The organism is Sinorhizobium sp. 22678 (genome assembly GCF_052044265.1).
In the GTDB taxonomy this organism is placed as follows: Bacteria; Pseudomonadota; Alphaproteobacteria; order Rhizobiales; family Rhizobiaceae; genus Sinorhizobium; species Sinorhizobium meliloti_A.
The window spans coordinates 95,281-119,446 of the sequence record NZ_JBQEMS010000018.1 but is presented as its reverse complement, the minus strand read 5'-3'; the positions used below and the strand labels follow the sequence as shown (position 1 = coordinate 119,446).

Genomic DNA, 24,166 nt, shown 5'->3' with positions numbered 1-24,166 from the left:
ACAAGCCCGCGCCAACTCATATCAGCCCCAAAAGGACGCAAGATGACCAGATCAAGACCAGCCGTACCGATGATCCTCGCCTTTTTGACGCTTATGGCGAGCGCCGCAGGCGCAGAAGATGCGCCAAAGGACAACATCACCGCTGTGCGCGACGAAAACGGGCGCTACTACACCGCCGACGACGTTCCCACTTTCAAGATCGCCGAGGACGGCACGGTCGACTGGCTCACCTATTCGGGCTTTCGCCGCTATCACTCGGAATGTCACGTCTGTCATGGCCCGGAGGGCGAGGGGTCGAGCTATGCGCCGGCCTTGAAGACCTCCGCGATAAACATGGACTACTACGCTTTCGTCGATGTCGTCACGAACGGGCGCAAGAAGGTGAACGCTGCCGAGAACTCGGTGATGCCTGCCTTCGGCGAGAACGTCAACGTGATGTGTTATCTCGACGACATCTACGTCTATCTGAAAGCGCGCGGAGCCGATGCGCTGCCGCGCGGACGTCCGGCCAAGAAGGAAGCGAAATCCGATGCGATCAAGGAAGCTGAAACGGCTTGTCTCGGTCACGAGTAGCCTTCTGGCAGGCGCCGGCGCTCTGTTGCTGGCGGCCGCCGGCTCTCAGCCGGCGGTAGCGCAGACATCGGACCTGGTGTCGACGACGGCTTTTCGGGTCTGTGCCGATCCGGCCAATCTGCCGATGTCCGATCGGTCGGGTAAGGGATACGAGAACAGGATCGCCGAACTGATGGCATCCAAGCTCGGGCTGCCGGTGGAATACACCTGGTTTCCGATGGCGACCGGCTTCGTGCGCAAGACCCTGCAGGCCAATGCCTGCGATGTGGTCATCGGTTTCGCCCAGGGCGACGAGCTGGTCCTGAACACCAACCATTATTATACCTCGTCCTATGTGCTGATCGTTGCCTCGGAAGGTCCGCTGAGCGGCGTCACGACGCTTGCCGACCCTCTTCTCAAGGACAAGCGGATCGGCATCGTCGCGGGAACGCCGCCGGCGACCCATATGGCGAGAAATGGACTGCTGCCCAAGGCGAAGGGATATCATCTGATGGTCGACCGGCGCTATGAGGATCCGGCCGACGACATGCTCGCCGACCTAGAATCCGGCGCCCTCGACGCAGCCATCCTCTGGGGGCCGATCGGCGGGCCGCTCGTCAAGGCAAGCCACCCGAAGCTGAAGGCGACCCCGCTCCTGTCGGAGACCACCCCGCCAAGGCTCTTCTACCGCATCACCATGGGCGTGCGGCAAGGCGAGAAGGTTTGGGAGCGCAAGCTCAATTCCCTCATTCGTCGCAATCAGTCCGAGATCAACGCGATCCTCGCCGAGGCCGGCGTGCCGCTCCTGAACGACATGGGAACCGGCCCGCTCGAGGCGCAGCAATGACCCGCCAGTGGCTCCATTCGCTGGTCCTGCTCTTGTTTGCCGCCTTCCCGGCGGCGGCGGCCGAGGAGCCTGCGGGTTACCGGGAGAGTGAATACCGCGCCGAGGTGCCGGCGACGCTTTCCGGCGCGACCGTCGTGTCGACCGAAGCCGCCCATGCATTGTGGAAAACCGGTCAGGTGGCCTTCATCGACGTCCTGCCGCAGCCGCCGAAGCCCGCCAACCTGCCCGAGGGAACGGTCTGGAACGAGAAGCCGCGGCTGTCCATTCCATCTGCCTTATGGCTGCCGAATGTCGGCTATGGCCGGCTGGCCGACGTCATGCACGCCTATTTTCGCGCCGGCCTGGAAAAGGCGACCGGTGGCGACAAAAGCCGGCCGGTGCTGTTCTTTTGCCTCGACGGCTGCTGGATGTCCTGGAATGCCGGAAAGCGCGCCCTCGAATACGGCTACACCCACGTCTTCTGGTATCCGCAGGGCACGGATGGCTGGACGGCGGCTGGCTACCCCACGGAGCGCATCGAGCCGGAGCCCGGCGGCCGGTGAAACGAGGGAACGTATCGGAGGACTGCAATCTCTCCTCTTCGCGTCATCCCTGTGACGAGCGCTCAAACAGGCGGTGGGTATCCCGAATCTCAAAAGGCCTTAATCGGGCATCCTTCAGGATTTGAAGAAGTGGTTTTTCAGGATGTAGCGGATGCCGCGCAGCCAGCTGTCATCGGTGTTCGAGCGGATGTCGACGGCAAGGCCGCGCAGCATCTCGCCGGAGTCCACGTCGCGCAGTACGAGCTCCACCGATAGGATAAGGTTGGAGATCTTACGCACTTCGCCGACCAGCACATAGTCGGCGCCAAGCCGCTTGCCCATACTCAGGTCGCAGCCGTTGCAGTCGGCCGGATTGACCGTGCTGGCGAGTTCGGCTGCCACTGGCTCGTTCGTGAGAATGACGAAGCCTTCCTGAACGAAGCGGTCGCGCGCCGCGTTTTCCATGAGCTCGAGCCGCGCGGTCTCGTCGGCGCGCACTCCGTTATAGGCCCCCTCCGTCGACAGATCGATGAATGTCATGCCGAGGAATGCGACCTTGGCGCCCGGCGCCAGCGGCTTGTCCAGCGCAGCACGAGCGAGCGCCGGCGACAGGGCCAGAACAAGGATCGAGACAACGACTGTCAGGATGTGCCGCATGACATCCAGCCTAGCACACGCATGTCGCTAAACTACGCTCCTTAAGTATCGGTTTTGCCACACCTACTGCGCTGTTAGTCTCCATCTCCGAGGGAGTGTCAGGGAGATTGGGAGGTCGTTCCGGCAATGCCTAACCCATCGCTTTTGCTTGTCGTTTTCTGGGTGACGGTGTTGGTTACGTCTCCCGTGCAGGCGGCGGAGGTGAAGACGGCTGTGCTGCGGATCGATCGTGTCGTCGGTCCGCCGATCTCGCGGCTCGATGCGCCGCCCGCCGATCTTGGCTTTGCCGGCGCCATGCTTGGCAACGAGGACAACCGGACCACCGGCGCCTTCACCGGCATGGACTACACCGTGAAAACGCAGGCGGTTGCGCCGGAAGAGGCGGAGGCGGCGCTCGATGGGCTGAAGGCGGAAGGCATCGGCCTCATCGCGGTGATCGCAGAAGGCGACGTACTGAAGGCGCTCTCCGACAAATCCGGGCCGGACGTGCTGCTTTTCAATGCGGGCGCTCGCGACGACGGGCTGCGCGATGCCGATTGCCGGGCCAATGTGCTGCACGTCTCGCCGAGCCGTTCGATGCTCAGCGACAGCATCGTTCAGTTTCTCATGTGGAAGAAATGGCCGCGTATCCTGCTGATCCACGGCTCGCATCCCGAAGACAAGCTGCTTGCCGACAGCTACCGCAAATCGGCCGCCAAGTTCGGTGCTGAGATCGTCGAGGAGCGGGAGTTCGTCGACACCGGCGGCAGCCGGCGCACGGATACCGGTCATGTCTTGGTGCAAAAGCAGATTCCCGTCTTCACCCAGGAGGCCGAGGAATATGACGTGATCGTCGCGGCCGACGAGGCTGGCGTTTTCGCGCCCTATCTGCCCTATCACAGCTGGGATCCGAGGCCGGTCGCGGGCTCTGCGGGCCTGCGTCCGGTCTCCTGGCATCCCGCCCACGAGGCCTGGGGTGCGACCCAGTTCCAGCGCCGCTTCGAAAAACTCACCGGCCGCTACATGCGCGAGGAAGATTACCAGGCATGGCTTGCAATGCGCGTGATCGGAGAGGCGGTGACGCGGTCCGGCAAGGCCGACCCGGGGAGCGTGCGGGCCTACGCCCTTTCCAAGGATTTTGAACTGGCTGCGTTCAAGGGCCAGAAATTGACCTTCCGCACCTGGAACGGGCAGTTGCGGCAGCCGGTGCTTTTGACCGAGGGCCGGGTGACCGTTTCCGTATCGCCGCAGGACGGCTACCTGCACCAGCATTCGCCGCTCGACACGCTGGGCATCGATGCGCCCGAGACAGCCTGTCACGCATTTGGAGGATAAGATGCTTAGACCCGCACTGGCGATTGTGTCCGCCGTTTTGCTGTCTGCCGGTTCGGCCGAGGCCAACAAGGTCTTCGTGAGCAACGAGCGCGGTAACAACATAACCGTGCTCGACAGTGAAAGCTGGGAAGTGATCGCCACGTTCCCGGCCGGAAACAGGCCGCGCGGCATCACCATCAGTCCGGACGGCAAGGAACTTTACGTCTGCGCGTCGGATGACGACACCGTCAGGGTCTTCGATCCCGAGACCTATAGGGAACTGCACACGCTGCCGTCGGGTCCGGATCCGGAACTTTTCGCCCTCGATCCTTCCGGCAATCCGCTCTACATCGCCAATGAGGACGACAATCTCGTGACCGTCGTGGATGTCAAGACGCACCAGGTACTGGCTGAGGTGCCGGTCGGGGTCGAGCCGGAAGGCGTCGCGGTCAGCCCGGATGCCAAGACGATCATCAATACGTCCGAAACCACCAATATGGCGCATTTCATCGACGCCTCGACCTACAAGATCGTGCACAACGTGCTGGTGGATCAGAGGCCGCGTTATGCGGAGTTCACGGCAGACGGCAAGAAGCTCTACGTCAGCGCAGAGATCGGGGGTACAGTTTCGGTGATCGACGTGTCGGCGGCCGAGCCGAAAATCACCAAGAAGATCACGTTCGAAGTCCCGGGCGTCCTGCCGGAATGGCTGCAGCCGGTCGGCGTCAAGGCCACCAAGGACGGCTCGCGCATCTTTGTGGCGCTTGGACCCGCAAACCGGGTTGCAGTGATCGACGGAGCGACGGACGAAGTGCTCGACTATCTGCTCGTCGGGCAGCGGGTCTGGCAGATGGCATTCACGCCGGGCGAGGAATTCCTGATCACCACCAATGGAAATTCCAATGACATCAGCATAATCGACGTGAAGGCGGAAAAGGTGATCCGCTCGGTTCAGGTGGGCGAGCAGCCCTGGGGCGTCGTAGTCGCGCCGGATTGAAGCGGAGCAATGGGCAAATACCAATGGGGAGGATTCATCGTGCATAAATCGGTTGTTGCGGCGCTCGCCGCGCTCTTTCTGGCGAGTCCGGCCGTTGCCGCGCCGCTTTGCAGCGACCTCGGCTTTGCCGGGCTGCTGGCCAAATGCAATCGGGGAGAGCCGATCGAGATCACGCTTTCGTCCGGAAAGCCGCTCGGCAAGGGTGCCATTACGCTCCAGTCGGGCGCATACTACGAAATGCAGATCACGGCGGACGGATCGGCGGAGCTGGCGATCACCGGTGCGCCGTTCTTCCGTGCGATCTGGATGAACGAGATCGTCGTCAACGGCATCGAGGTGCGCCCAATGGCGATCGACAGCCTGGAATTCGACGAGGCCGGGACTGCAACGCTGTCTTTCATCGCCGTCAAGCCGGGCAGCTACGAAGTGAAGATTCCGGAATCCTCCGGCGACAGCCAGAAAGTATCGATTTCCATACAGTGAAACGGTGCCCGAGAAAGTCCGCGGGACAGGGTGCCCGAAGGCGGCGGTTCCGGGGAGGAAGAGATGAAAGTTATTCGACTGTTCATGGCCGCTTGCCTGTTCGCATTCGGACCGGCTGCGGCCTCGGCCGACGAGTTGCCGCAATTGCGGGCGGCCATGCTGGCATCGGGAACCGTCAACTGGGAAATCTCGACCATCAAGACCCACGAATTCGACCGCAAGAACGGCTTCGAACTGGCCGTGCAGGACTATGCGGACAACGGCGCGACGCGCGTCGCCTTCGAGGGCGGCGAGGCCGACACGATGGTGGCCGACTGGATCTGGGTGGCCAACCAGCGTGCCTCCGGCAAGGATTATGTCTTCATCCCCTATTCGCGCGCGGTCGGCGGCCTGATGGTCAAGGATGAAAGCGGCATCAAGGCGCTGCCGGACCTTGCCGGCGAGAAGATCGGCATTGCCGGAGGTCCGCTCGACAAGAGCTGGCTGATCCTGCGCGCCTATGCCAAGCAGCAGCATGGCATGGATCTCGCTGCCGAAACCGAGCAGGTGTTCGGCGCTCCGCCATTGATCTTCAAGTCGGCGCTTTCCGGCGAGACGGCGGGTACCATCAATTTCTGGCACTTCCTCGCGAAGATGCGGGCCAAGGGCATGCATGAACTGGTCTCCGTCTCGGATGCGGCGGCGGCGCTCAAGCTCGATCCCGATACGCCGCTCCTCGGCTACGTGTTGAAGGGCGAATATGCCGCGACGCATCCGGAAATCGTGAAGGGGCTTTACAAGGCCTCGCGCGCAGCCAAGGATCTGCTGCGCGAGAACGATGAGGTGTGGGAGGAATTGCGGGACAAGATGAATGCGGCCGACGAAGCTGAATTCATTGCGCTACGCGACGGCTATCGCGCCGGCATTCCAAGCGGCAAGCCGATCGACGAGGCGGCCGCCGACCGTTTTCTGCGGCTGATGGCGGAACTTGGTGGAGAAGAGCTCGTCGGCAAGGCGACAAGCCTGCCCAGTGGATTGTTCCTGCACCTTGAATAGAACGCTGCAACATCCTGCCTTGGTGCGCGCATTGTCGCTGGGGCTGCTGTTGCTCTTGTGGATAGCGGCCGCCGGCTTCACGGACGACGCGTCGGTCCTGCCCCAGCCCTGGACGCTTTGGGCGCCCTTCGTGCAAGCGGTCAGTTCCGGCGCCTTGCCCTACCACCTGGGCATGACGCTCTGGCGCGTGATCTGCGCATTCGTGCCGGCCATGGTGATCGGTGTGGCGATCGGCTTTCTGATGGGGCGCGTTGCCGCGGTCGATCGATGGCTCGACCCATGGCTTGTCGTGTTTCTCAATCTGCCGGCACTGGTGCTCATCGTGTTGTGCTACATCTGGATCGGTCTCAACGAGACGGCCGCCATCACCGCGGTGGTGCTCAACAAGATCCCGAATGTCGCAACGCTTCTGCGCGAGGGCGCGCGGGCGCTTGACCCGGATCTCGACTCCATGGCGGCGGTTTACCGCATGCGTCCGCTGGCGCGGCTGCGACACGTGATCATGCCGCAGCTTGCGCCTTTCATTGCCGCTGCCGCCCGATCCGGCATTGCGGTGATATGGAAGATCGTGCTGGTGGTCGAGTTTCTCGGCCGCTCCAGCGGGATAGGGTTCCAGATCCATTTCTATTTCCAGCTTTTCAACGTTGCCATGGTGCTGGTCTATGCGCTTTCCTTCATCGGCGTGATGCTGCTGGTGGAGGCTTTCTTCCTGCAGCCGGCCGAACGCCGGGTGCGGCGCTGGAGGACGGCGTGATCAGGATCGATGTCAGACGAAAGGCATTCGGCGAAGAGGAGGTCCTGCGCAATATCCGCTTCGAGATGGAGATCGGCGAGACGGTCGCCATCCTCGGTCCGTCGGGCATCGGCAAATCGACGCTGCTTCGGCTCGTCGCCGGCATTGACACCGCTTTCGACGGCGAGATCACCCGGCCGGAAAACATTGCCATGGTTTTTCAGGAGCCTGTTCTTCTGCCGTGGAGAAGCGTCATCGAGAACCTGACATTGGTGCATCCGCAACTCGGGATGCAAGCTGCACTCTCAGCGCTGGAGCGGACCGGCATCGCCGACAGGGCCGCGCTCTTTCCCGGCCAGCTGTCGCTCGGCCAGCAGCGGCGGCTGGCGCTGGCGCGGGCCTTTGCCGGTCGGCCGGAGCTTCTCGTCCTGGACGAGCCCTATGTGTCGCTCGATCCTGCGATGGCCGAGGACATGCTGGCCCTGACCGAGGCGCTGATCGCGGAAACCGCACCTGCCGTCATTCTCGTGACCCATTCGGAAGCCGAGGCGCGGCGGCTTGCCCGGCGCTGCCTCCGCCTTGCCGGGAAACCGGCGACGATTATAGAAGAGTTTGCGGCGGCGCCGGGAAGGGCATCATGATCGGGCTCGACATTAGCCATGTCAGCTACAGCTACGGAAAATCACGGGCGCTGGACGATGTCAGCTTCTCCGTCACGACCGGTCGGTTCTGCGCGCTGCTCGGGCCGAACGGCGCCGGCAAATCGACGCTGTTCGCTCTTCTGACGCGGCTGCTCGCGACAAGGGCCGGCACGATCGGCGTGGCCGGCTTCGACATTGCGCGCGAGCCGCGTGCGGCGCTCGCGCGCATCGGGGTGGTGTTCCAGCAGCCCACGCTCGATCTCGACATGTCGGTGCGCCGAAACCTGCGCTATTTCGCCGGGCTTCATGGTTTGTCGGGGCGGCAGGCCGCTGTGGCGATCGAAGCGGCGCTGACACAGCTCGGCATGGCCGAGCGGGCCGACGAGCAGGTGCGTGCGCTCAACGGCGGTCACCGGCGGCGCATGGAGATCGCGCGGGCCTTGATCCACAAGCCGCAGATATTGCTGCTCGACGAGCCGACCGTCGGACTGGACGCTGCCTCCCGGCAGGCGATCACCGATCATGTGCATCTGCTTGCCGCGAGCGGCCTTGCGGTTCTCTGGGCGACGCATCTGGTCGACGAGATCCGGCCGGAGGATCAGGTCGTCGTTCTGCATCGCGGCAAGGTGCTGAGCGACGGCACCGCCGCGGAACTTGCGGGCGGGCAGGGGCTCGCCAAGGCGTTCCTGTCGATGACGGCCGAGAACCGGGAGGTTTCGGCATGAAGGCATGGCTGGTCGCGCTTTGCGCAATCGTCACCCGCGAAAACCTGCGCTTCGTCCGCCAGCGCGGGCGGTTTCTGGCGGCACTCGTCCGCCCGCTCGTCTGGCTGATCGTCTTTGCCGCCGGCTTCCGCGCGGCGCTCGGCGTGTCGATCATCCCGCCCTACCAGACCTATATCACCTATGAGGTCTATATCCTTCCGGGGCTCTGCGGCATGATCCAGCTCTTCAACGGCATGCAATCGTCGCTGGCGCTGGTCTATGACCAGGAGATGGGATCCATGCGCCTCCTGCTGACCTCGCCCCTGCCGCGCTGGTGGCTGCTGTTCTCGAAGCTTCTCGCCGGTGTGATCGTCTCCATCCTGCAGGTGGCGGTGTTCCTGGCCATCGCTGCGCTGACCGGCATCACCGTGCCGCCCGTCGGCTATGTCGCGGTGCTGCCCGCCCTCCTCATCAGCGGATTGATGCTCGGCGCCTTCGGTCTGCTGATATCCTCGACCGTCCGGCAACTCGAGAACTTTGCCGGCGTCATGAACTTCGTGATCTTTCCGATGTTCTTCCTTTCGTCGGCACTTTATCCGCTCTGGAAGATGGCCGAAAGTTCGCCGCTGCTGCGCGACATCTGCGCCCTCAATCCGTTCACCTACGCGGTCGAACTGATACGCTTCGCGCTTTACGGCGAACTCAACCTGACGGCTCTCGCCTGGGTCGGCGCGTGCTTCGTCCTGTTCATGCTCGCTGCCCTTTGGGGCTATAATCCGGCCCGCGCCATGCTCCGGTCGAAAGGCTGAGCCCCGCCTTTGCTGGGGTGTTCGGCGCCGAAAACCGACACTTTCCGCTATATTGCCGCGAGCCGCATTTCAACTGATCCTGCTTGTGAACGAAGGACGTTCAAAGCCGAGGAGGAACCAATGCTCAAGCTACATCCGTCCATCGACAACGGCTTTCCGCCTGCCAGTCCGGGCTTTGCCGGCGGTACGCTGAAATGCAAATGCGCCACAAATCCGGTGACCGTGCGGATCGGCTCGCAGACGGCGCACAACCATGCTTGCGGCTGCACCAAATGCTGGAAGCCCGAGGGTGCGATCTTCGCCCAGATCGCCGTCGTCGGCCGCGACAACGTGAACGTCACCTCGGGTGCGGAGAAACTGCAGGTCGTCGATCCGAGCGCGACGATCCAGCGTTACGCCTGCCGCGATTGCGGCACACACATGTATGGCCGGATCGAAAACACCAAGCATCCCTTCTACGGCCTCGATTTCGTCCATACCGAACTCAGCGACGAAACGGGCTGGTCGCCGCCCGAATTCGCGGCCTTCGTTTCTTCGATCATCGAAAGCGGTGTGAACCCGGAGAGCATGCCGGAGATACGCGCAAGGCTGACCGAACTCGGCCTGCAGCCCTATGATTGTCTGTCTCCGCCGCTGATGGACGCGATCGCCACGCATATCGCCAAACAGACCGGCGCCCTGCCGGCCTGACCTGTTGAACATTGGGGACTCCGCTCCACCAGCCGACCGTCTCCTCCCTCGGACCCCGCCCGTCGCCTCTTATTGCAGAGGCATTTCGACGGGCGGGGGCTGAGGCGTTTCCGCGTTCGCATTTGAGGAACCGCACATCCCCGGTCCCTCATTCCTGTGCTTGTCACAGGAATCCAGCCAGCCAAGTCATTGGACTGGAAAGGCTCTTCCGCGCCGCAGACGCGGCGCTGCTGGATCTCCGTGACGAGCACAGGATGAGGTGAAAGGAGGGACCGATGCAGTTCCTTGCCAGGGTTCGTGCGGTCAGTGAAGACGAGCGGCAAGCCTTTGGTTGGCTGTCCGTGCTTCGGGGCATGTCAGAAGGCGCGTGGCGCGATGGTGGGTGGTTCCATCAAACCTGAAAAGCCGAAATCTTCCATTTGATGGTACACCCTATGGAAGGCTGCTGCTCGGCCGGGCCCTTGCCGAACAGCGCGACCATGACCATGGCCTCGTAGAGATCGCGTCGCAGATCGGCGGGGCCGATCTCCTTGCGCGATGCGTCCAGCCGCCCGCGATATTGCAGCTTCATGTCCTTGTTGAAGCCGAAGAAGTCGGGCGTGCAGACGGCGCGGTAGGCTTTGGCGACGGATTGGTCCTCGTCGTGGAGGTAGGGAAAGGGCAGGGCGTTTTGCGAAGCGAAGCGCTTCATGTTTTCGAACGAGTCCTGCGGATAATTGCCGGCGTCGTTGGAGTTAACAGCCACGAAGCCGATCCCGTGAGCCCTGAGGTCGATGGCGTCCCGGACGATCCGGCCGATGACCGCTTTCACATAGGGGCAGTGATTGCATATGAAGGCAACGACGAGCCCTTTCGGGCCGGCCTGGCCGAATATGGTGCGGGTGAAGCCATCGACGCCGGGAAGCGTGGCGTCGATCGCTGGCCAGCCGAAATCACAAAGGGGTGGTGTAGCGGCCATGGCTCACGCTGCCTTCCTGATGGCACCATCGGAGGCGGCGCGGATGGCCGCGATGTTCCTGGCGTAGCTCTCCTCGCTGCCGCCTTTGAATACCGCCGAACCGGCAACCAGCACATCGGCCCCGGCGGCGGCAACCAGCGGTGCGGTCTCCGGCGTCACGCCGCCGTCGATCTCTATGTGGATCGGACGGCCGCCGATCATCGCCTTCACCCGCCGCACCTTGTCGACCACGGCCGGAATGAAGTCCTGGCCGCCGAAGCCCGGATTGACCGTCATCAAGAGGACGAGGTCCAGCCGGTCCAGCACATATTCGATGACGCTCTCCGGCGTCGAGGGATTGAGCGATACGCCCGCCTTGCAGCCTACGTCGCGGATGGCCTGCAGCGAGCGATCGAGATGCGTCGTCGCCTCCGCATGCACGGTGATGATGTCGCAGCCGGCACAGGCGAAAGCGCCGAGATAGGGCGTGGGCGGTGCGATCATCAGATGGCAGTCGAACACCTTGTCCGTGCGGTCCCGCAGCGCCTTGATGACCGGGGGGCCGAAGGTGATGTTGGGCACGAAATGGCCGTCCATCACGTCGAGATGGATCCAGTCCGCACCGGCCCGGCACACAGCCTCGACCTCTTCGCCGAGCCGTGAGAAATCGGCCGACAGAACCGAAGGCGCTATGATGGTCTTCTCATTCATGGCGATGTCTCCGTGTGACTGGGTTCGACTGTGGTGAACACCCGGCTCGCGGCGATGTCACGAGCAGTGATGGTCGACAGCTGTTCGGCATCGACCGGTCCGGCGCTTTCCTCGAAAAGGCGGTTCGCCTGCCGCAGCCGGGCCCGGTCGAGCGCGTTGCGGATGGAGCGCGCATTGGCGAAATGCGGCTGTCGCCGGCGGCGCGCGATGTAGTCGCTCATCACCGCAGACGCCTTGCTGTCGAAGCGGTACCCCTGCCGGCTGAGCATGCTCTCGGCGATCGATAGAAGCTCCCCGTTATCATAGTCGGGGAAGTCTATGTGATGGGCGATCCGGGATCGGAAGCCGGGATTGCTCTCGAAAAACCGGTCCATGCGGTCGGCGTAGCCGGCGAGGATCACGACCAGGTCGTCGCGATTGTTCTCCATCACCTGCAGCAGGATCTCGATTGCCTCCTGGCCGTAATCGCGTTCGTTGTCGGGACGGTAGAGGTAATAGGCCTCGTCAATGAAAAGCACGCCCCCCATTGCCTTCTTCAGGATCTCCTTGGTCTTGGGTGCGGTGTGGCCGATATATTGCCCGACCAGGTCGTCGCGCGTCACCGAGACCAGATGGCCCTTGCGGATATAGCCGAGCCTGTGCAGCAGGTTGGCCATGCGCAGCGCCACCGTGGTCTTGCCGGTGCCGGGATTGCCGGTGAAGCTCATATGCAGCGACGGCGGCTCATGGCTGAGGCCCATTGCACGGCGCGCCCGCTCGACGAGAAGCAGCGCCGCCGTCTCGCGGATACGCTGCTTCACGGGTTTCAAGCCCACGAGTTCCCGGTCCAGTTCGTCAAGGATCTCGGCGACGCCGGAGGCTTGGTATTCCTCAGCGAGGTCGACCGAAGTCGGCAGGCTTTCGGTGTTCGATGGAGCATCCGGCATCAGCATTGTCGCTCCTCCTATCGCTGCGTTTCCCACATATAATGCTGGCTGCGGCCGTTGCTCTCCGTCCGGGTCATTCTGAGGCTCGGCTCGTTTTCGGGGCGGTTGACGATGAACGACATCGTCACCGTCTCGAGGCCGCGGCTGGAATCGAAAGCGTTGAGACGGATATAGTCCTGCGGGTGGGCCTTGCGGCAATCCTCGAGCTCCATCATCACGCCTTTGGCGTCCTTGAGGTCGAACATCGGATTGCCCCACATTTCCCAATAGGTGTTTCTGGGGTGCGGGTCGTCGGTATATTCGACGCCGATAGCCCAAGCCTTTCCGAGGCAATATTCCACCTGTGCCGTGATCTGCTCATCGGTCAGGTCCGGCAGGAACGAGAAGCATCCCTGGGTGATACGCATGTCGTCTCTCCTTCTCTTCTTGTCCGTCAGTTCGGGTCTGTCAGGCCCTGGTGTCTGTCAGGCCGCGGTTACGCTCGGCACGAAATCCGACGTATCGGTCGGGGTGTAGTTGAAGCTGATATTGCCCCAGATATCGAGGGCCGCTTCCAGCGGCTTGCACCACTTCGCCGCCGCCCGCAGAATCTCGGGACCTTCGTGGGCGATGTCGCGCCCCTCGTTGCGGGCAAGCACCATGGCTTCCAGGGCGACGCGATTGGCGGTGGCCCCTGCCTGGATGCCCATCGGATGACCGATCGTGCCGCCGCCGAATTGCAGTACGACATCGTCGCCGAAAAGATCGAGCAGCTGGTGCATCTGGCCGGCATGGATGCCGCCCGAGGCGACCGGCATGACCTTCTTGAGGTCCGCCCAGTCCTGCTCGAAGAACAGACCGCGCGGAAGGTCGACCTCGTTCTTCATTTCGCGGCAGACATTGTAATAGCCCTGCACCGTCGGCGGGTCGCCCTCGAGCTTGCCGACGGCCGTGCCCGCATGCAGGTGGTCGACGCCGGCGAGCCGCAGCCATTTGGCGATCACGCGGAAGGAGATGCCGTGGTTCTTCTGCCGCGTATAGGTGCCGTGACCGGCCCGGTGCATGTGCAGGATCATGTCGTTCTGCCGGCACCATTCCGATATGGACTGGATCGCAGTCCAGCCGACGATGAGATCGACCATGACGATGACCGAGCCGAGCTCCTTGGCGAATTCGGCTCGGCGGTACATTTCCTCCATCGTGCCGGCAGTGATGTTGAGATAGTGCCCCTTTACCTCGCCGGTGACCGCGGAAGCGTGGTTGACGGCCTCCATGCAGTAGAGATACCGGTCGCGCCAATGCATGAAGGGCTGCGAATTGATGTTCTCGTCGTCCTTCATGAAGTCGAGGCCGCCCTTCAGACCCTCATAGACGACGCGGCCATAGTTCTTGCCCGACAGGCCGAGCTTCGGTTTGGTCGTGGCACCCAGCAGCGGCTTGCCGAACTTGTCGAGCCGTTCGCGCTCCACGACGATGCCGGTCGGCGGGCCCCTGAAGGTCTTCACATAGGCGACGGGCAGGCGCATATCCTCGAGCCTTGCCGCCTTCAGCGGCTTGAACGAGAAGACGTTGCCGATGATCGATGCGGTCAGGTTCGCGATAGACCCCTCCTCGAAGAGGATGAGGTCGTAGGCGACATAGCAGAAATACTGCCCCGGCGTTCCCGGCACCGGATCGACCCGGTAGGCCTTGGCGCGGTATTGATCGCAGGCCGTCAGGCGATCGGTCCAGACGACTGTCCATGTGGCCGTCGAGCTTTCGCCGGCGACGGCGGCGGCCGCTTCGATCGGATCGACGCCGTCCTGCGGCGTGATGCGGAAGAGCGCGATCAGATCGGTGTCCTTCGGCTCGTAGTCTCCGTTCCAATAGCCCATCTGGGCGTATTTCAGCACGCCGGCCTTGTAACGTTCGCGGCCCTTGATCTCTGTCTTTGCGTCGGCGTTCATGGTTGGGGTCCTTTCCTCTGAATGGATGCGATCAGGCGGCTTCCGACCGCTCAGGCTGGGGTTTCAGGGAGCCGCTTGCGTAGCGGCGGGCCATCTCCGACATCGGCACGACCTTGATGCGGGATGCGTTTCCGGCGGTACCGAAGGCCTCGAAACGCGCCTTGCAGACCGACGACATGGCTTCCATGGCCGCTTTCAGGAATTTGCGGGGATCGAATTCGGTGCGGCTCGTGTCGGCGACCCGGCGAAAGGCAGCGGCTGCGGCAAGGCGCAGGTCGGTGTCGATATTGACCTTGCGCACGCCGAAGCGGATGCCTCGGACGATCTCCTCGACGGGGACGCCGTAGGTCTCGCGCATCTGGCCGCCATGGGCGTTGAAAACGTCCTGCCATTCCTGCGGTACGGAGGAGGAGCCGTGCATGACGATATGGGTGTTCGGCAGCCGCTCATGAATCTTCTCGATCACGTCCATAGCGAGGACTTCGCCGGTCGGCTTGCGGGTAAACTTATAGGCCCCGTGCGAGGTGCCGATGGCGACGGCCAGCGCATCGACGCCGGTCTCGGCGACGAAGCGGGCGGCTTCGTCCGGATCGGTAAGCAGTTGCGAACGGTCGAGCGCGCCTTCGAAGCCGTGGCCGTCCTCGGCCTCGCCATGGCCGGTCTCGAGCGAACCGAGACAGCCGAGTTCGCCTTCGACCGAGGCGCCGACCATGTGCGCGAGGCGGCTCACCTCTGCCGTGATCGAGACGTTATAGTCGTAATCGGCAGGGGTCTTGGCATCCTCCTTCAGCGAGCCGTCCATCATCACCGAGGTGAAGCCGTGCTGGATCGCCGTGAGGCACGTCGCGACATTGTTGCCGTGATCCTGGTGGATGCAGAGCGGAATGTCCGGATACATCTCTTCCAAAGCTTCCATCATCTTGGCGAGCATGACGTCGTTCGCGTAGGAGCGGGCACCACGGGAGACCTGGAGGATCACGGGAGCGTCGCAGGCGCGCGCCGCCTCCATGATCGCAAGCCCCTGCTCCATGTTGTTGATGTTGAATGCCGGCACGCCATAGCTGCGTTCGGCGGCGTGATCGAGCAATTGGCGAAGCGTGATGCGGGCCATTGTCATGCCTCCTCGGATGATCTGACGATGTGGGCGATCGGATTGCCGGTCCGGGCACCTGCTGGCGGCGTTTCCGGGTAAGCCCGGCGGAGAAGCTCCAGGGCTTCAGCGACGACATGGTCGGCGGTGATGCCGAAATGGCGGTAGAGGTCTCCGGCCGGTGCCGAGGCACCAAAGCCCGTCATGCCGACGAAGGCACTGTCGGGGCCCATCCAACGGTCCCAGCCGAGGCGGCCCGCCGCCTCGATGGCGATGCGCGGTGCATCTCCGAGGACCTGCCTGTGATAGGCCGAGTCCTGAGCCTCGAACTTCTCCCAGCACGGCATGGAGACCACCGCCGCTGCTATGCCTTCTTCGGCCTGCAGGCGCTCCGCTGCGGCTACGGCGATCTCGACTTCGGATCCCGTGGCAAGAAGCGTGACGTCCCGGTCGCCGCGCGCTTCCCTCAGGACATAGGCCCCGAGCGCCGACAGGTTCTCGTTCCCGTCCGTCCGGCGCAGCATCGGCAGGGCCTGCCGCGAAAGGGCGAGGACGCTCGGCGTGTTCTTCTCGCCAAGCGCGATCTCCCAGCATTCTGCCGTCTCGATGATGTCGGCCGGCCGGAAGACATTGAGGTTGGGCGTGGCGCGCAGCATGGCCAGATGCTCGACCGGCTGGTGCGTCGGTCCGTCTTCGCCGAGCCCGATGGAATCATGCGTCAGCACATAGATGACGGGCAGGCCCATCAGGGCCGAAAGGCGCATCGCACCGCGAGCATAGTCGGAAAAGACCAGGAAAGTGCCCCCATAGGGGATGAAGCCGCCATGGAGCGCGATGCCGTTCATGGCGGCCGCCATGCCGTGCTCGCGGATGCCGTAATGCAGGTAGCGGCCCTTGAAATTGCCCGACGAAATGGGCTGGGTCTGCGAGGTCAGCGTCAGGTTGGAGCCGGTCAGGTCCGCCGAGCCGCCGATCGTCAACGCGGTGGCGCCGTTGATGACTTCCAGAGCCATCTGCGAGGCCTGACGCGTCGCGACCTTCGTAGCCCTTGTACGATGCGCGTCCCGGAATCTTGCAAGCAGATCGCCGACCTCGCCGTCGAGCTGCCGCCCTATGGTCTGCTCGTAGCGCTTTTTCGAGCGCGAAGAGTCGAGGCGGATTTCCCAGGCCTCGCGGGCCGAGCGGCCCCGCGCCGCCACCTTTTCCCAGGCAGCCTTGATCTCAGATGGAACGAAGAAGGGCGGATGCGGCCAGGCGAGGTTTTCGCGTGTGGCAGCGATCTCCTTTTCGCCGAGCGCCGCGCCGTGGGTCTTGTGCGAGCCCTCCATGCTGGCGGCACCCTTGCCGATGCGGGTGCGGCAGGCGATCAGCGACGGCTTTCGGGTCCGGCGCGCCCGCTCGATCGCTTTTGCCACCGCGCCGGGGTCGTGGCCGTCGACGGCTTGCGCATCCCAGCCGGCGGCGCGGAAACGCGCAAGCTGGTTCATCGAGGTGGAGAGATCGGTGGAGCCGTCGATCGATATCCGGTTGTCGTCCCACAGCACGATGAGCTTGCGCAATTTCAAATGTCCGGCAAGGTCGATCGCCTCGTGGCTGATCCCCTCCTGCAGACAGCCGTCTCCGGCGACCACGTAGGTGAAGTGGTTGCAGAGCGCACTGCCGAAGCGGGCGGCCATCATCTGTTCGGCGATCGCCATGCCGACAGCGGTCGAGATCCCCTGGCCCAGCGGTCCGGTGGTGGTCTCGATACCGAGGGCATGGCCGTATTCGGGGTGGCCGGCCGTTTTCGAGCCGAGCTGGCGGAAGGATGAAAGCTCGGCCATCGGCATATCGGCGAAGCCGATGAGGTGATGGAGCGAATAGAGCAGCATCGAGCCATGGCCGGCCGAAAGCACGAATCGGTCGCGGTCCGGCCAGTCGGGGCGTGACGGATCGATCCTGATGAAGCGGTTGAAGAGGACCGTCACCGCGTCGGCCATGCCCATCGGCATGCCGGGGTGGCCGGAGTTGGCCTTCTCGACGGCGTCCATGGAAAGAAACCGGATGGCATCGGCCATGCTGCGCTCCGAGGCGGCGCGGGGTCCGATCTGCTGCGAAACATTCATGATGTCCTCCTCACGACATGCGGTGCTTGCGCTCGAGCAGCTTGTGAATGAGCGGGGTGAAGATCAGCTGCATGGCGAGATCGAGCTTGTCGCCCGGCACCACGATAGAATTGGCGCGCGACATGTAGCTGTTGTGCAGCATCGACAGCAGGTAGGGGAAATCGATGCTTTGCGGCTTGGCGAAGCGGATGACCAGGATGGATTCGGCCGGCGTCGGTATCCAGCGGGCGATGAAGGGATTGGACGTATCGACGATCGGCACGCGCTGGAAATTGATGTCCGTCAGGGAGAACTGCGGGCAGATATAGTTCACATAGTCGGGCATGCGCCGCAGGATGGTGTCGGTCACGGCCTCGGTGGAGTAGCCGCGGGTCGCCTTGTCGCGATGAATCTTCTGGATCCATTCGAGATTGATGACGGGCACGACACCGATCTTCAGGTCGCAATGCTGGGCGAGATTGACCGTGTCGGTGACGGCGCAGCCATGCAGCCCCTCGTAGAAGAGAAGATCGCTGTCGCGGAATTCTTCCCAGTCGGTGAACGTGCCTGGGTCCGAGCCGAATTTCGCGGCCTCGGCCTCGTCGTGCACGTAGTGACGGGTGCGCCCGACCCCGCGCCGGCCGTATTCGGCAAAGACGCTTTCGAGGATCTCCAGTTCGTTCGCCTCGGCGGAGAAATGCGTGAAGTCGACGCCTCGGGCTTTCTCCTCCGCGATCTTGCTGCGCATGGTTTCCCGGTCGAAGCGATGAAAGGCATCGCCTTCGATGAAGGACGCCGAGATGTTCTCGCGCTTGAATATCTTCTCGAAAGTGTCCTTGACGGTCGTGGTGCCGGCGCCGGACGAACCTGTGATGGAGATGATGGGGTATTTGGCCGACATATTTTTCTCCTCAGGCCCGGAACAGACCGCGCTTGCCGAAGAGCGGAGCGCGTTCGCCAATCATGTGCGGGTCGACGTGATAGCGGGTGATGCGCGCCACCTCGCGGCGCGAGCCGAAAACCAGAGGCACGCGCTGGTGCAGATTTTCCGGAACGAGATCGAGAATGCGGTCGATGGACGTGGTGGCCGCGCCGCCGGCATTCTCGATGATGAAGGCGATGGGGTTCGCCTCGTAGACCAGCCGCAGCCGGCCCTGGCTATATCCCTTCCGGCCGTCGGCGGGATAGAGAAAGATCCCGCCGCGGATGAGGATGCGATAGGTTTCCGCGACGAGCGAGGCGATCCAGCGCATGTTGAAATCCCGCTCGCGCGGCCCCTCAGAGCCTGCCAGGCAGTCGTCGACATAGAGCCGGATGGCTTCTTCCCAGTGCCGGTAGTTCGACATGTTGATGGCAAATTCGTGCGCGCGCTCCGGGATGCTGGCCGACTTGCAGGCCTCGACGAAACATCCGAGCCTGCTGGAGAAGACGAAGATCTCCGTCCCCTTGCCGAGCGACAGCACCAGAGCGGTCTGCGGCCCGTAGATGAAGAAGCCCGCCGCCAGTTGCCGGTTTCCAGGTTGCAGGAAGGACTGGGAGGGGTCCACGTCCGGCCCCTTGGCGGCGGGAAGCACCGAGAAGATCGTGCCGATGGAAACGTTGTTATCGATGTTCGAAGAGCCGTCGAGCGGGTCGATGGCAACCGCGAGGCGCGCAGCCGGGTCGAGCAGAACGGGATTTTCCAGTTCTTCCGAGGCGTAGCATGCAACGGGGGCGCCTTGCAGCGACGACAGGAACTGGTCGTCGCACAGGATGTCGAGGTCCTTCTGCAGATCGCCATCCGTGTTGCTGCTGCCGTGGGTGCCGTTGAAAGCGGTGCCGAGCGCTCCCTGGCCGACGAGCTTGCGGATGTCGAGAGCGGCCTTAGCCAGCCTCTGGATCACGGCGGCCACGTCCCGCGTAAGGTCGTCGCCGCGGGCCGTGCATGAAGCGAGGTATGCTTCGAGAGTTGCGCCTGACATGATGTCTCCTCCGCACGCTGTCGAGGGAAGGATGGCGTAAAAGGGGAGTTTGTAAAATTTATTCATTTGACTTCATGAGTTAAATTTACTTACTTTGATCCATGCGCAACGTGACCTTTCGCCAGCTCCGCACCGTCGAAGCCGTTTGCCGGTTGGGGAAGATCAACCTCGCAGCCGAAGCCTTGGGACTGACCGGACCGGCGCTCACCCTGCAGATCCAGCATCTGGAACGGGATGCGGGCATTGCGCTCTTCGACCGCACGCGCGGCGGCATGGTGCCGACGGCTTACGGCCTTGCCTTTCTCGAAGCGGCGCGGGCGATCGAGGACAGCCTCATTGCCCTCGAGGACTCGATAGATGCCATCAAGGGGCTCAGAACCGGACGGTTGCGCCTCGGAGTCGTGTCGACCGGGAAATATTTCGCGCCGCAGCTGATTGCCGCCTTTCGCGATCAGGTTCCTGCCGTGGAGATAAATCTCTTCATCGGCAACCGGGCCGAGATCATCGCGAAGCTGCGGGACCACGAGATCGACATCGCTCTGATGGGGCGGCCGCCGCGCGATTTCGAGGTGCGGGCGCAGGTGTTCGGCGATCATCCACTGGTCTTCATCGCCCCCGCCGGTCACCCGCTCGCGGGCGTGCTGGAGATTTCACGGGAGCGGATCGCCCAGGAACAGTTCCTGGTGCGCGAAAAAGGATCGGGAACGCGTATCTCCCTCGAGATCTTCCTGAGCGACACGCCGCACGAGCTCGAGGAGCTCGGCACCGAGATCGCCTCGAACGAGACGATCAAGCAGGCCGTAATCGCCGGTCTCGGAATCGCCTTCATCTCGGCCCATACGATAGAACAGGAGGTAAAGCTCGGCAGGCTCGTGATCCTCGACGTGGTCGACACGCCGATCCGCCGGCAGTGGTTTACCGTGTCGCGCCTGGACCGTGCCGCCACCCCGGCCATGCAGGCTTTCGAGCGATTCGTGCTGGCGTCCGGAGCGCGCTATCTGCCTGTGGTCAGCAAGCCTTATCCAGCCAACGCATTCGGCTAGAGGTGAGCTTCATGTGGGCGGAAGGCGGCGGCGACCGACACCTAGGTCGTAATTGTGGGGCACCACATCGCTTGCTACCATGCGCCACAAGAGGAGACTTTACGATGCCTAAAAGCCCGGCTACGGCGCCGCCGGGCTCTGCCGGAGCAGCGGACTGCCGTTCCGGCCCTTGACCCGGGCAGCGACTGCTATAGGTCCTGCTTGGTTTCATGCCCGCCCCGACCGCAAGGGCGCCTGCCGGAACGGGAGCGAGCACAACGACCCCACGGGCGAATGGAGGAAGTATGGCCTGGCATAAACCGAAATTCATCGAAGTCAGCTGCGCTATGGAAATCACCCGCTATGCTCCTGCGGACGGGGATGAACCGATCCTCTTCTGAAGGCCAGCTTGACGAGGATCGGTAAGGCATCAGGTATCCCGGTGAATAAAACGTCCGATCTTCGCATCATCGTCTTGGGGGCCGCCGCCGGCGGCGGTCTCCCGCAATGGAATTGCGGCTGTCGCAACTGCGCGATGGCGCGCGATCCGGCCTCCGGCCTCAGACCGCAAACGCAGTCGTCGCTCGCGGTGAGTCTCGACGGTGAGAGCTGGGCCGTCTTCAACGCCTCCCCCGACATCCGCCAGCAGGTTCAAAACAATAGGCCGCTTCAGCCGCGCCGCCTTCGTCACAGCCCCATCGAGAGCGTGGTGTTGACGAATGGCGACATCGACCATCTGGCAGGACTTCTCGTCTTGCGGGAGAAGCAGGCATTCACCCTGTTTTCGACCGGCGCGGTCGGCCGGATCGTCGCCGACAATCCGGTCTTCCAGGTCCTCGACCCGGAACTGGTTTCAAGAGAAACCATTGAAATCGATGAGGCGTTCTCTCCGCTGTCGGGCCTCGATGCACGGCTCTTCGCCGTTCCGGGCAAGGTGCCGCTCTTTCTCGAGGACGGCGAGCCCGATCTGGGCATCGAGGGCGAGCACACGGTCGGTGTCGAACTGAAGGCCGGCGACAGGCGGGTCTATTATGTTCCGGGCTGCGCCGTGATGACGGACAGCCTCGCCGCGCGCCTGCGCGATGCCGATGCCGTCTTCTTCGACGGCACGCTCTATTCCGATGACGAGATGATCCTGACCGGGACCGGCCGCAAGACAGGCCGTCGCATGGGCCACATGCCGATCGACGGGGAGGGCGGCAGTCTCGAGGCGCTCGATCTCTTGAACATCGGCAGAAAGATCTATGTCCATATCAACAACACCAACCCGATCTGGCGGGCCGGCACCGAGCGCGAGCGCGTCGATGCCCGCGGTTTCGAGATCGGCTATGACGGCATGGAGGTCCGGCTGTGACGACGGCAACTGACAGACAAGCTTTCCATGCCCGCCTGCTGGAGATCGGCAAGGAGCGCTATCATGACAAGCATCCGTTTCATGCGATGCTCCATAGCGGCGGTTGCACGACGACGCAGGTCCGCGCCTGGGTGATCAACCGCTATTATTACCAGAGCCGCATCCCCATGAAGGATGCGGCCTTTCTGTCGCGTTGCGACGACCCGGATATGCGCCGGGCCTGGCGCTCCCGCATCGAAGATCACGACGGCGGCATCGAAGAGGGCGGCGGCATCCGGCGCTGGCTGCGTCTGGCCGAGGCCGTCGGACTCGATCCAGCCTATGTCGGCTCGGCAAGGGGCGTTCTGCCGTCGACCCGGTTTGCCGTGGACGCCTACGTTTCCTTCGTGCGTGAGAAGCCGCTCCTCGAGGCGGTGGCCTCCTCGCTGACGGAGCTTTTTGCGCCGAAGATCCACTCGGAGCGCATTACCGGGCTGCTGGAGCACTACGCCTTCGCCGATGACGCGGCGCTCGCCTACTTCCGCCAGAGGCTGGCGGAGGCGCCCCGGGATGTCGAGTTCGGCCTCGCCTATGTCCTCGACCATGCCGACACGCGGGAAAAGCAGGACGCTGCCGCTCAGGCTCTCACCTTCAAGACGGATGTTCTTTGGGCCCAGCTCGATGCACTTTATTCGGCCTATGTCACGCCGGGGCGCATTCCGCCGGGTGCCTGGGACGGCCGGGAGGGGGTGATCCGCGAGCCGAGAGCACGGGAGGCGGCGGAATGACGGCCGACGCGCCCGAGATTTCAGGGTCGAGCGTCGTCAAGCTGGCACGAGGGGTCCGGCTGCATGAGGATCCGGTCCGCGGCCAGACGGTGCTTCTGGCTCCGGAGCGTGCCATGGCCGTGGACGACATCGCCGTCGCCATCGTTCAGGCTCTCGATGGCGAACGGAACCTTGACCGGATCGCCGCCGACTTTGCCGAGAAGTTCGACGCCCCGGTCGAAGAGATCGCGGAGGATGTCAAGACTTTCGTCCAGGAGCTCTCGGTCCGCCGCATGCTGGAGATCGTCCAATGAGCGATACCATCGCCCGACCAGCCGATATTGTGCGCGCCATCCCGCGTGTTCCCCCACCGATGGCCATGCTGGCCGAACTGACGCATCGCTGCCCGCTCGCCTGTCCCTATTGCTCCAACCCGATCGCCCTGACGCAAGCCAAGGAAGAACTGTCGACCGAGGAATGGACAGGCGTCTTCGCGCAAGCCGCCGATCTCGGCGTTCTGCATCTGCACCTGTCCGGCGGGGAGCCTGCCGCGCGGCGGGACCTCGTCGAATTGACGCAGGCGGCGAGTTCGCTGGGCCTTTACACCAACCTGATCACCTCGGGCGTGGGACTGACGGAAGCGAGAATGAACAGTCTCGCCGAGGTGGGGCTCGACCATATTCAACTTTCCATCCAGGGCGTTTCTCCCGAAAGCGCCGATCGGATCGGCGGGTACAAAGGCGGCTATGAACGGAAAATGGCGGTTGCAGGCTGGGCAGCCGATGCCGCTATACCGCTGACGCTGAACGCCGTCTGCCATAGGCAGAACATGGGCGAGATCGATGAGATGATCGAGCTGGCGATCCGGCTGAAAGCGCGACGCATCGAAGTCGCCACCGTGCAGTTCCACGGCTGGGCCGAGCGCAACAAAGAGGTTCTCATGCCGACCCGCGAGCAGGTCGAGCGCGCTACGCGAACCGTCGCCGAAGCACGCGAGAAATATCAAGGCCTATTGGTGATCGATTATGTGCCCGCCGATTATTATTCGAAGTATCCGAAGGCCTGCATGGGCGGCTGGGGACGCGTCGGCTTGAACGTCACGCCGTCTGGGCGGGTGCTTCCATGCCATGCCGCGGAAACCATTCCGAGCCTCTCCTTCGAGAACGTGCGCGAAAAATCACTTTCCAGCATCTGGTACGAGAGCCATGCGTTCAATGCCTATCGCGGCGAGGACTGGATGCCGGAGCTCTGTCGGAGCTGCGAGCGCAAGAAGGTGGATTTCGGTGGCTGCCGCTGCCAGGCGATGGCGCTTGCCGGCGACGCGAGCGCAACGGACCCGGTTTGCATCCGGTCTCCGCTTCGCGATCGCCTGACGCTTGAAGTCGAACAGCTTTCGGCGCCGTCGGTCGTCGCCATGAATTATCGCGGCCGGGCATGACCGTTAAATG

The 24,166-nt window shown here is 63.2% G+C and carries 28 protein-coding genes; 18 read left to right on the top strand and 10 right to left on the bottom strand.

Features of this window, described 5'->3' with window-relative positions; translation table 11 throughout:
- The first annotated feature begins 42 nt into the window (after positions 1–42).
- The 3 genes from ACTJKL_RS23630 to ACTJKL_RS23620 are packed head-to-tail and all read left to right on the top strand — an operon-like array spanning position 43 to position 1,941.
- Complete coding sequence (locus ACTJKL_RS23630) at positions 43–573, top strand: c-type cytochrome, methanol metabolism-related (protein ID WP_440853954.1); 531 nt, start codon at positions 43–45, stop codon at positions 571–573.
- Positions 530–1,399, top strand: a complete 870-nt coding sequence (locus ACTJKL_RS23625; RefSeq protein WP_440853953.1) for a substrate-binding domain-containing protein — start codon at positions 530–532, stop codon at positions 1,397–1,399. Before ACTJKL_RS23630 ends, ACTJKL_RS23625 begins: the two co-directional genes overlap by 44 nt.
- Positions 1,396–1,941, top strand: coding sequence for a PQQ-dependent catabolism-associated CXXCW motif protein (locus tag ACTJKL_RS23620; protein ID WP_100672561.1), 546 nt, complete (start codon positions 1,396–1,398; stop codon positions 1,939–1,941). The genes ACTJKL_RS23625 and ACTJKL_RS23620 overlap by 4 nt, the downstream gene beginning before the upstream one ends.
- A gap of 114 nt (positions 1,942–2,055) precedes the next feature.
- Here ACTJKL_RS23620 and ACTJKL_RS23615 read toward each other — a convergent pair whose 3' ends face one another.
- Positions 2,056–2,577: a DUF3280 domain-containing protein gene (locus ACTJKL_RS23615; protein WP_379940417.1), complete on the bottom strand. Its 522-nt coding sequence runs from the start codon at positions 2,575–2,577 to the stop codon at positions 2,056–2,058.
- A 126-nt stretch (positions 2,578–2,703) separates the two neighbouring features.
- Here ACTJKL_RS23615 and pedA1 point away from each other — a divergent pair, with 126 nt between their 5' ends.
- From pedA1 to gfa, 9 genes are all read left to right on the top strand, one after another.
- Positions 2,704–3,891: a lanthanide ABC transporter ABC transporter substrate-binding protein PedA1 gene (gene pedA1 / locus ACTJKL_RS23610; protein WP_440853952.1), complete on the top strand. Its 1,188-nt coding sequence runs from the start codon at positions 2,704–2,706 to the stop codon at positions 3,889–3,891.
- A 1-nt stretch (position 3,892) separates the two neighbouring features.
- On the top strand, positions 3,893–4,867 hold the full coding sequence (locus tag ACTJKL_RS23605) for a YVTN family beta-propeller repeat protein (RefSeq protein ID WP_338284121.1): 975 nt from the start codon (positions 3,893–3,895) through the stop codon (positions 4,865–4,867).
- A gap of 39 nt (positions 4,868–4,906) precedes the next feature.
- Positions 4,907–5,350: a cupredoxin domain-containing protein gene (locus ACTJKL_RS23600; RefSeq protein WP_440853951.1), complete on the top strand. Its 444-nt coding sequence runs from the start codon at positions 4,907–4,909 to the stop codon at positions 5,348–5,350.
- 63 nt (positions 5,351–5,413) lie between these two features.
- Positions 5,414–6,385, top strand: a complete 972-nt coding sequence (locus tag ACTJKL_RS23595) for an ABC transporter substrate-binding protein (protein ID WP_440853950.1) — start codon at positions 5,414–5,416, stop codon at positions 6,383–6,385.
- Complete coding sequence (locus tag ACTJKL_RS23590) at positions 6,378–7,139, top strand: ABC transporter permease (RefSeq protein WP_164866750.1); 762 nt, start codon at positions 6,378–6,380, stop codon at positions 7,137–7,139. Before ACTJKL_RS23595 ends, ACTJKL_RS23590 begins: the two co-directional genes overlap by 8 nt.
- Positions 7,136–7,759 carry an ATP-binding cassette domain-containing protein gene (locus tag ACTJKL_RS23585; protein ID WP_440853949.1) on the top strand — a complete coding sequence of 208 codons (624 nt, stop codon included), beginning with the start codon at positions 7,136–7,138 and terminating at the stop codon, positions 7,757–7,759. The genes ACTJKL_RS23590 and ACTJKL_RS23585 overlap by 4 nt, the downstream gene beginning before the upstream one ends.
- Positions 7,756–8,484: a lanthanide ABC transporter ATP-binding protein PedB/LutE gene (pedB, locus tag ACTJKL_RS23580; RefSeq protein WP_100672555.1), complete on the top strand. Its 729-nt coding sequence runs from the start codon at positions 7,756–7,758 to the stop codon at positions 8,482–8,484. Before ACTJKL_RS23585 ends, pedB begins: the two co-directional genes overlap by 4 nt.
- Complete coding sequence (pedC, locus tag ACTJKL_RS23575) at positions 8,481–9,272, top strand: lanthanide ABC transporter permease protein PedC (RefSeq protein WP_018098056.1); 792 nt, start codon at positions 8,481–8,483, stop codon at positions 9,270–9,272. Before pedB ends, pedC begins: the two co-directional genes overlap by 4 nt.
- Before the next feature lie 120 nt (positions 9,273–9,392).
- Entirely contained in the window at positions 9,393–9,962 is a 570-nt protein-coding gene (gfa, locus tag ACTJKL_RS23570) for an S-(hydroxymethyl)glutathione synthase (RefSeq protein ID WP_015008668.1), read from the top strand.
- A 391-nt stretch (positions 9,963–10,353) separates the two neighbouring features.
- Here the strand turns inward: gfa and ACTJKL_RS23565 are convergent, their stop codons facing one another.
- Genes ACTJKL_RS23565 through ACTJKL_RS23525 form a run of 9 tightly spaced genes read right to left on the bottom strand, consistent with a single transcriptional unit; the run spans position 10,354 to position 19,596 of the window.
- Positions 10,354–10,920: a thioredoxin family protein gene (locus tag ACTJKL_RS23565; RefSeq protein WP_018098055.1), complete on the bottom strand. Its 567-nt coding sequence runs from the start codon at positions 10,918–10,920 to the stop codon at positions 10,354–10,356.
- Positions 10,921–10,923: 3 nt separating this feature from the next.
- Positions 10,924–11,610: a ribulose-phosphate 3-epimerase gene (gene rpe / locus ACTJKL_RS23560; RefSeq protein ID WP_440853948.1), complete on the bottom strand. Its 687-nt coding sequence runs from the start codon at positions 11,608–11,610 to the stop codon at positions 10,924–10,926.
- Positions 11,607–12,542: a CbbX protein gene (gene cbbX / locus ACTJKL_RS23555; RefSeq protein ID WP_275599653.1), complete on the bottom strand. Its 936-nt coding sequence runs from the start codon at positions 12,540–12,542 to the stop codon at positions 11,607–11,609. Before cbbX ends, rpe begins: the two co-directional genes overlap by 4 nt.
- An 11-nt stretch (positions 12,543–12,553) precedes the next feature.
- Positions 12,554–12,943 (bottom strand): ribulose bisphosphate carboxylase small subunit, encoded by a 390-nt coding sequence (locus tag ACTJKL_RS23550; RefSeq protein ID WP_018098053.1) that lies wholly within the window; start codon positions 12,941–12,943, stop codon positions 12,554–12,556.
- A gap of 57 nt (positions 12,944–13,000) precedes the next feature.
- On the bottom strand, positions 13,001–14,461 hold the full coding sequence (locus ACTJKL_RS23545) for a form I ribulose bisphosphate carboxylase large subunit (protein ID WP_010975100.1): 1,461 nt from the start codon (positions 14,459–14,461) through the stop codon (positions 13,001–13,003).
- A 31-nt stretch (positions 14,462–14,492) separates the two neighbouring features.
- Positions 14,493–15,572, bottom strand: a complete 1,080-nt coding sequence (gene fba / locus ACTJKL_RS23540; protein ID WP_100672550.1) for a class II fructose-bisphosphate aldolase — start codon at positions 15,570–15,572, stop codon at positions 14,493–14,495.
- Positions 15,573–15,574: 2 nt separating this feature from the next.
- Positions 15,575–17,656: a transketolase gene (gene tkt, locus ACTJKL_RS23535; protein ID WP_440853947.1), complete on the bottom strand. Its 2,082-nt coding sequence runs from the start codon at positions 17,654–17,656 to the stop codon at positions 15,575–15,577.
- A gap of 10 nt (positions 17,657–17,666) precedes the next feature.
- Positions 17,667–18,536 carry a phosphoribulokinase gene (locus tag ACTJKL_RS23530; RefSeq protein WP_100672548.1) on the bottom strand — a complete coding sequence of 290 codons (870 nt, stop codon included), beginning with the start codon at positions 18,534–18,536 and terminating at the stop codon, positions 17,667–17,669.
- 10 nt (positions 18,537–18,546) lie between these two features.
- A complete protein-coding gene (locus ACTJKL_RS23525; protein WP_440853946.1) occupies positions 18,547–19,596 on the bottom strand; it encodes a class 1 fructose-bisphosphatase in 1,050 nt (349 codons plus the stop codon).
- Positions 19,597–19,697: 101 nt separating this feature from the next.
- Between ACTJKL_RS23525 and ACTJKL_RS23520 the strand changes: the two genes are divergently transcribed.
- From ACTJKL_RS23520 to pqqE, 6 genes are all read left to right on the top strand, one after another.
- On the top strand, positions 19,698–20,639 hold the full coding sequence (locus tag ACTJKL_RS23520) for a LysR family transcriptional regulator (protein WP_100672546.1): 942 nt from the start codon (positions 19,698–19,700) through the stop codon (positions 20,637–20,639).
- Between the two features lie 284 nt (positions 20,640–20,923).
- Positions 20,924–21,019 carry a pyrroloquinoline quinone precursor peptide PqqA gene (gene pqqA / locus ACTJKL_RS23515; protein WP_003528714.1) on the top strand — a complete coding sequence of 32 codons (96 nt, stop codon included), beginning with the start codon at positions 20,924–20,926 and terminating at the stop codon, positions 21,017–21,019.
- Between the two features lie 41 nt (positions 21,020–21,060).
- Positions 21,061–21,972, top strand: coding sequence for a pyrroloquinoline quinone biosynthesis protein PqqB (gene pqqB, locus ACTJKL_RS23510; protein ID WP_440853945.1), 912 nt, complete (start codon positions 21,061–21,063; stop codon positions 21,970–21,972).
- A complete protein-coding gene (gene pqqC, locus ACTJKL_RS23505; RefSeq protein WP_440853944.1) occupies positions 21,969–22,739 on the top strand; it encodes a pyrroloquinoline-quinone synthase PqqC in 771 nt (256 codons plus the stop codon). The genes pqqB and pqqC overlap by 4 nt, the downstream gene beginning before the upstream one ends.
- Positions 22,736–23,032, top strand: coding sequence for a pyrroloquinoline quinone biosynthesis peptide chaperone PqqD (gene pqqD, locus ACTJKL_RS23500; RefSeq protein ID WP_440853943.1), 297 nt, complete (start codon positions 22,736–22,738; stop codon positions 23,030–23,032). Before pqqC ends, pqqD begins: the two co-directional genes overlap by 4 nt.
- On the top strand, positions 23,029–24,156 hold the full coding sequence (gene pqqE / locus ACTJKL_RS23495; protein WP_440853942.1) for a pyrroloquinoline quinone biosynthesis protein PqqE: 1,128 nt from the start codon (positions 23,029–23,031) through the stop codon (positions 24,154–24,156). The genes pqqD and pqqE overlap by 4 nt, the downstream gene beginning before the upstream one ends.
- The last annotated feature ends 10 nt before the right edge of the window (positions 24,157–24,166 follow it).

Coding starts and splice junctions, on each gene's coding strand:
- ACTJKL_RS23630 (WP_440853954.1), top strand. CDS start 43: ATGACCAGATCAAGACCAGCCGTACCGATGATCCTCGCCTTTTTGACG.
- ACTJKL_RS23625 (WP_440853953.1), top strand. CDS start 530: ATGCGATCAAGGAAGCTGAAACGGCTTGTCTCGGTCACGAGTAGCCTT.
- ACTJKL_RS23620 (WP_100672561.1), top strand. CDS start 1,396: ATGACCCGCCAGTGGCTCCATTCGCTGGTCCTGCTCTTGTTTGCCGCC.
- ACTJKL_RS23615 (WP_379940417.1), bottom strand. CDS start 2,577: ATGCGGCACATCCTGACAGTCGTTGTCTCGATCCTTGTTCTGGCCCTG.
- pedA1 (WP_440853952.1), top strand. CDS start 2,704: ATGCCTAACCCATCGCTTTTGCTTGTCGTTTTCTGGGTGACGGTGTTG.
- ACTJKL_RS23605 (WP_338284121.1), top strand. CDS start 3,893: ATGCTTAGACCCGCACTGGCGATTGTGTCCGCCGTTTTGCTGTCTGCC.
- ACTJKL_RS23595 (WP_440853950.1), top strand. CDS start 5,414: ATGAAAGTTATTCGACTGTTCATGGCCGCTTGCCTGTTCGCATTCGGA.
- pedB (WP_100672555.1), top strand. CDS start 7,756: ATGATCGGGCTCGACATTAGCCATGTCAGCTACAGCTACGGAAAATCA.
- pedC (WP_018098056.1), top strand. CDS start 8,481: ATGAAGGCATGGCTGGTCGCGCTTTGCGCAATCGTCACCCGCGAAAAC.
- gfa (WP_015008668.1), top strand. CDS start 9,393: ATGCTCAAGCTACATCCGTCCATCGACAACGGCTTTCCGCCTGCCAGT.
- ACTJKL_RS23565 (WP_018098055.1), bottom strand. CDS start 10,920: ATGGCCGCTACACCACCCCTTTGTGATTTCGGCTGGCCAGCGATCGAC.
- rpe (WP_440853948.1), bottom strand. CDS start 11,610: ATGAATGAGAAGACCATCATAGCGCCTTCGGTTCTGTCGGCCGATTTC.
- cbbX (WP_275599653.1), bottom strand. CDS start 12,542: ATGCTGATGCCGGATGCTCCATCGAACACCGAAAGCCTGCCGACTTCG.
- ACTJKL_RS23550 (WP_018098053.1), bottom strand. CDS start 12,943: ATGCGTATCACCCAGGGATGCTTCTCGTTCCTGCCGGACCTGACCGAT.
- ACTJKL_RS23545 (WP_010975100.1), bottom strand. CDS start 14,461: ATGAACGCCGACGCAAAGACAGAGATCAAGGGCCGCGAACGTTACAAG.
- fba (WP_100672550.1), bottom strand. CDS start 15,572: ATGGCCCGCATCACGCTTCGCCAATTGCTCGATCACGCCGCCGAACGC.
- tkt (WP_440853947.1), bottom strand. CDS start 17,656: ATGAATGTTTCGCAGCAGATCGGACCCCGCGCCGCCTCGGAGCGCAGC.
- ACTJKL_RS23530 (WP_100672548.1), bottom strand. CDS start 18,536: ATGTCGGCCAAATACCCCATCATCTCCATCACAGGTTCGTCCGGCGCC.
- ACTJKL_RS23525 (WP_440853946.1), bottom strand. CDS start 19,596: ATGTCAGGCGCAACTCTCGAAGCATACCTCGCTTCATGCACGGCCCGC.
- ACTJKL_RS23520 (WP_100672546.1), top strand. CDS start 19,698: ATGCGCAACGTGACCTTTCGCCAGCTCCGCACCGTCGAAGCCGTTTGC.
- pqqA (WP_003528714.1), top strand. CDS start 20,924: ATGGCCTGGCATAAACCGAAATTCATCGAAGTCAGCTGCGCTATGGAA.
- pqqD (WP_440853943.1), top strand. CDS start 22,736: ATGACGGCCGACGCGCCCGAGATTTCAGGGTCGAGCGTCGTCAAGCTG.
- pqqE (WP_440853942.1), top strand. CDS start 23,029: ATGAGCGATACCATCGCCCGACCAGCCGATATTGTGCGCGCCATCCCG.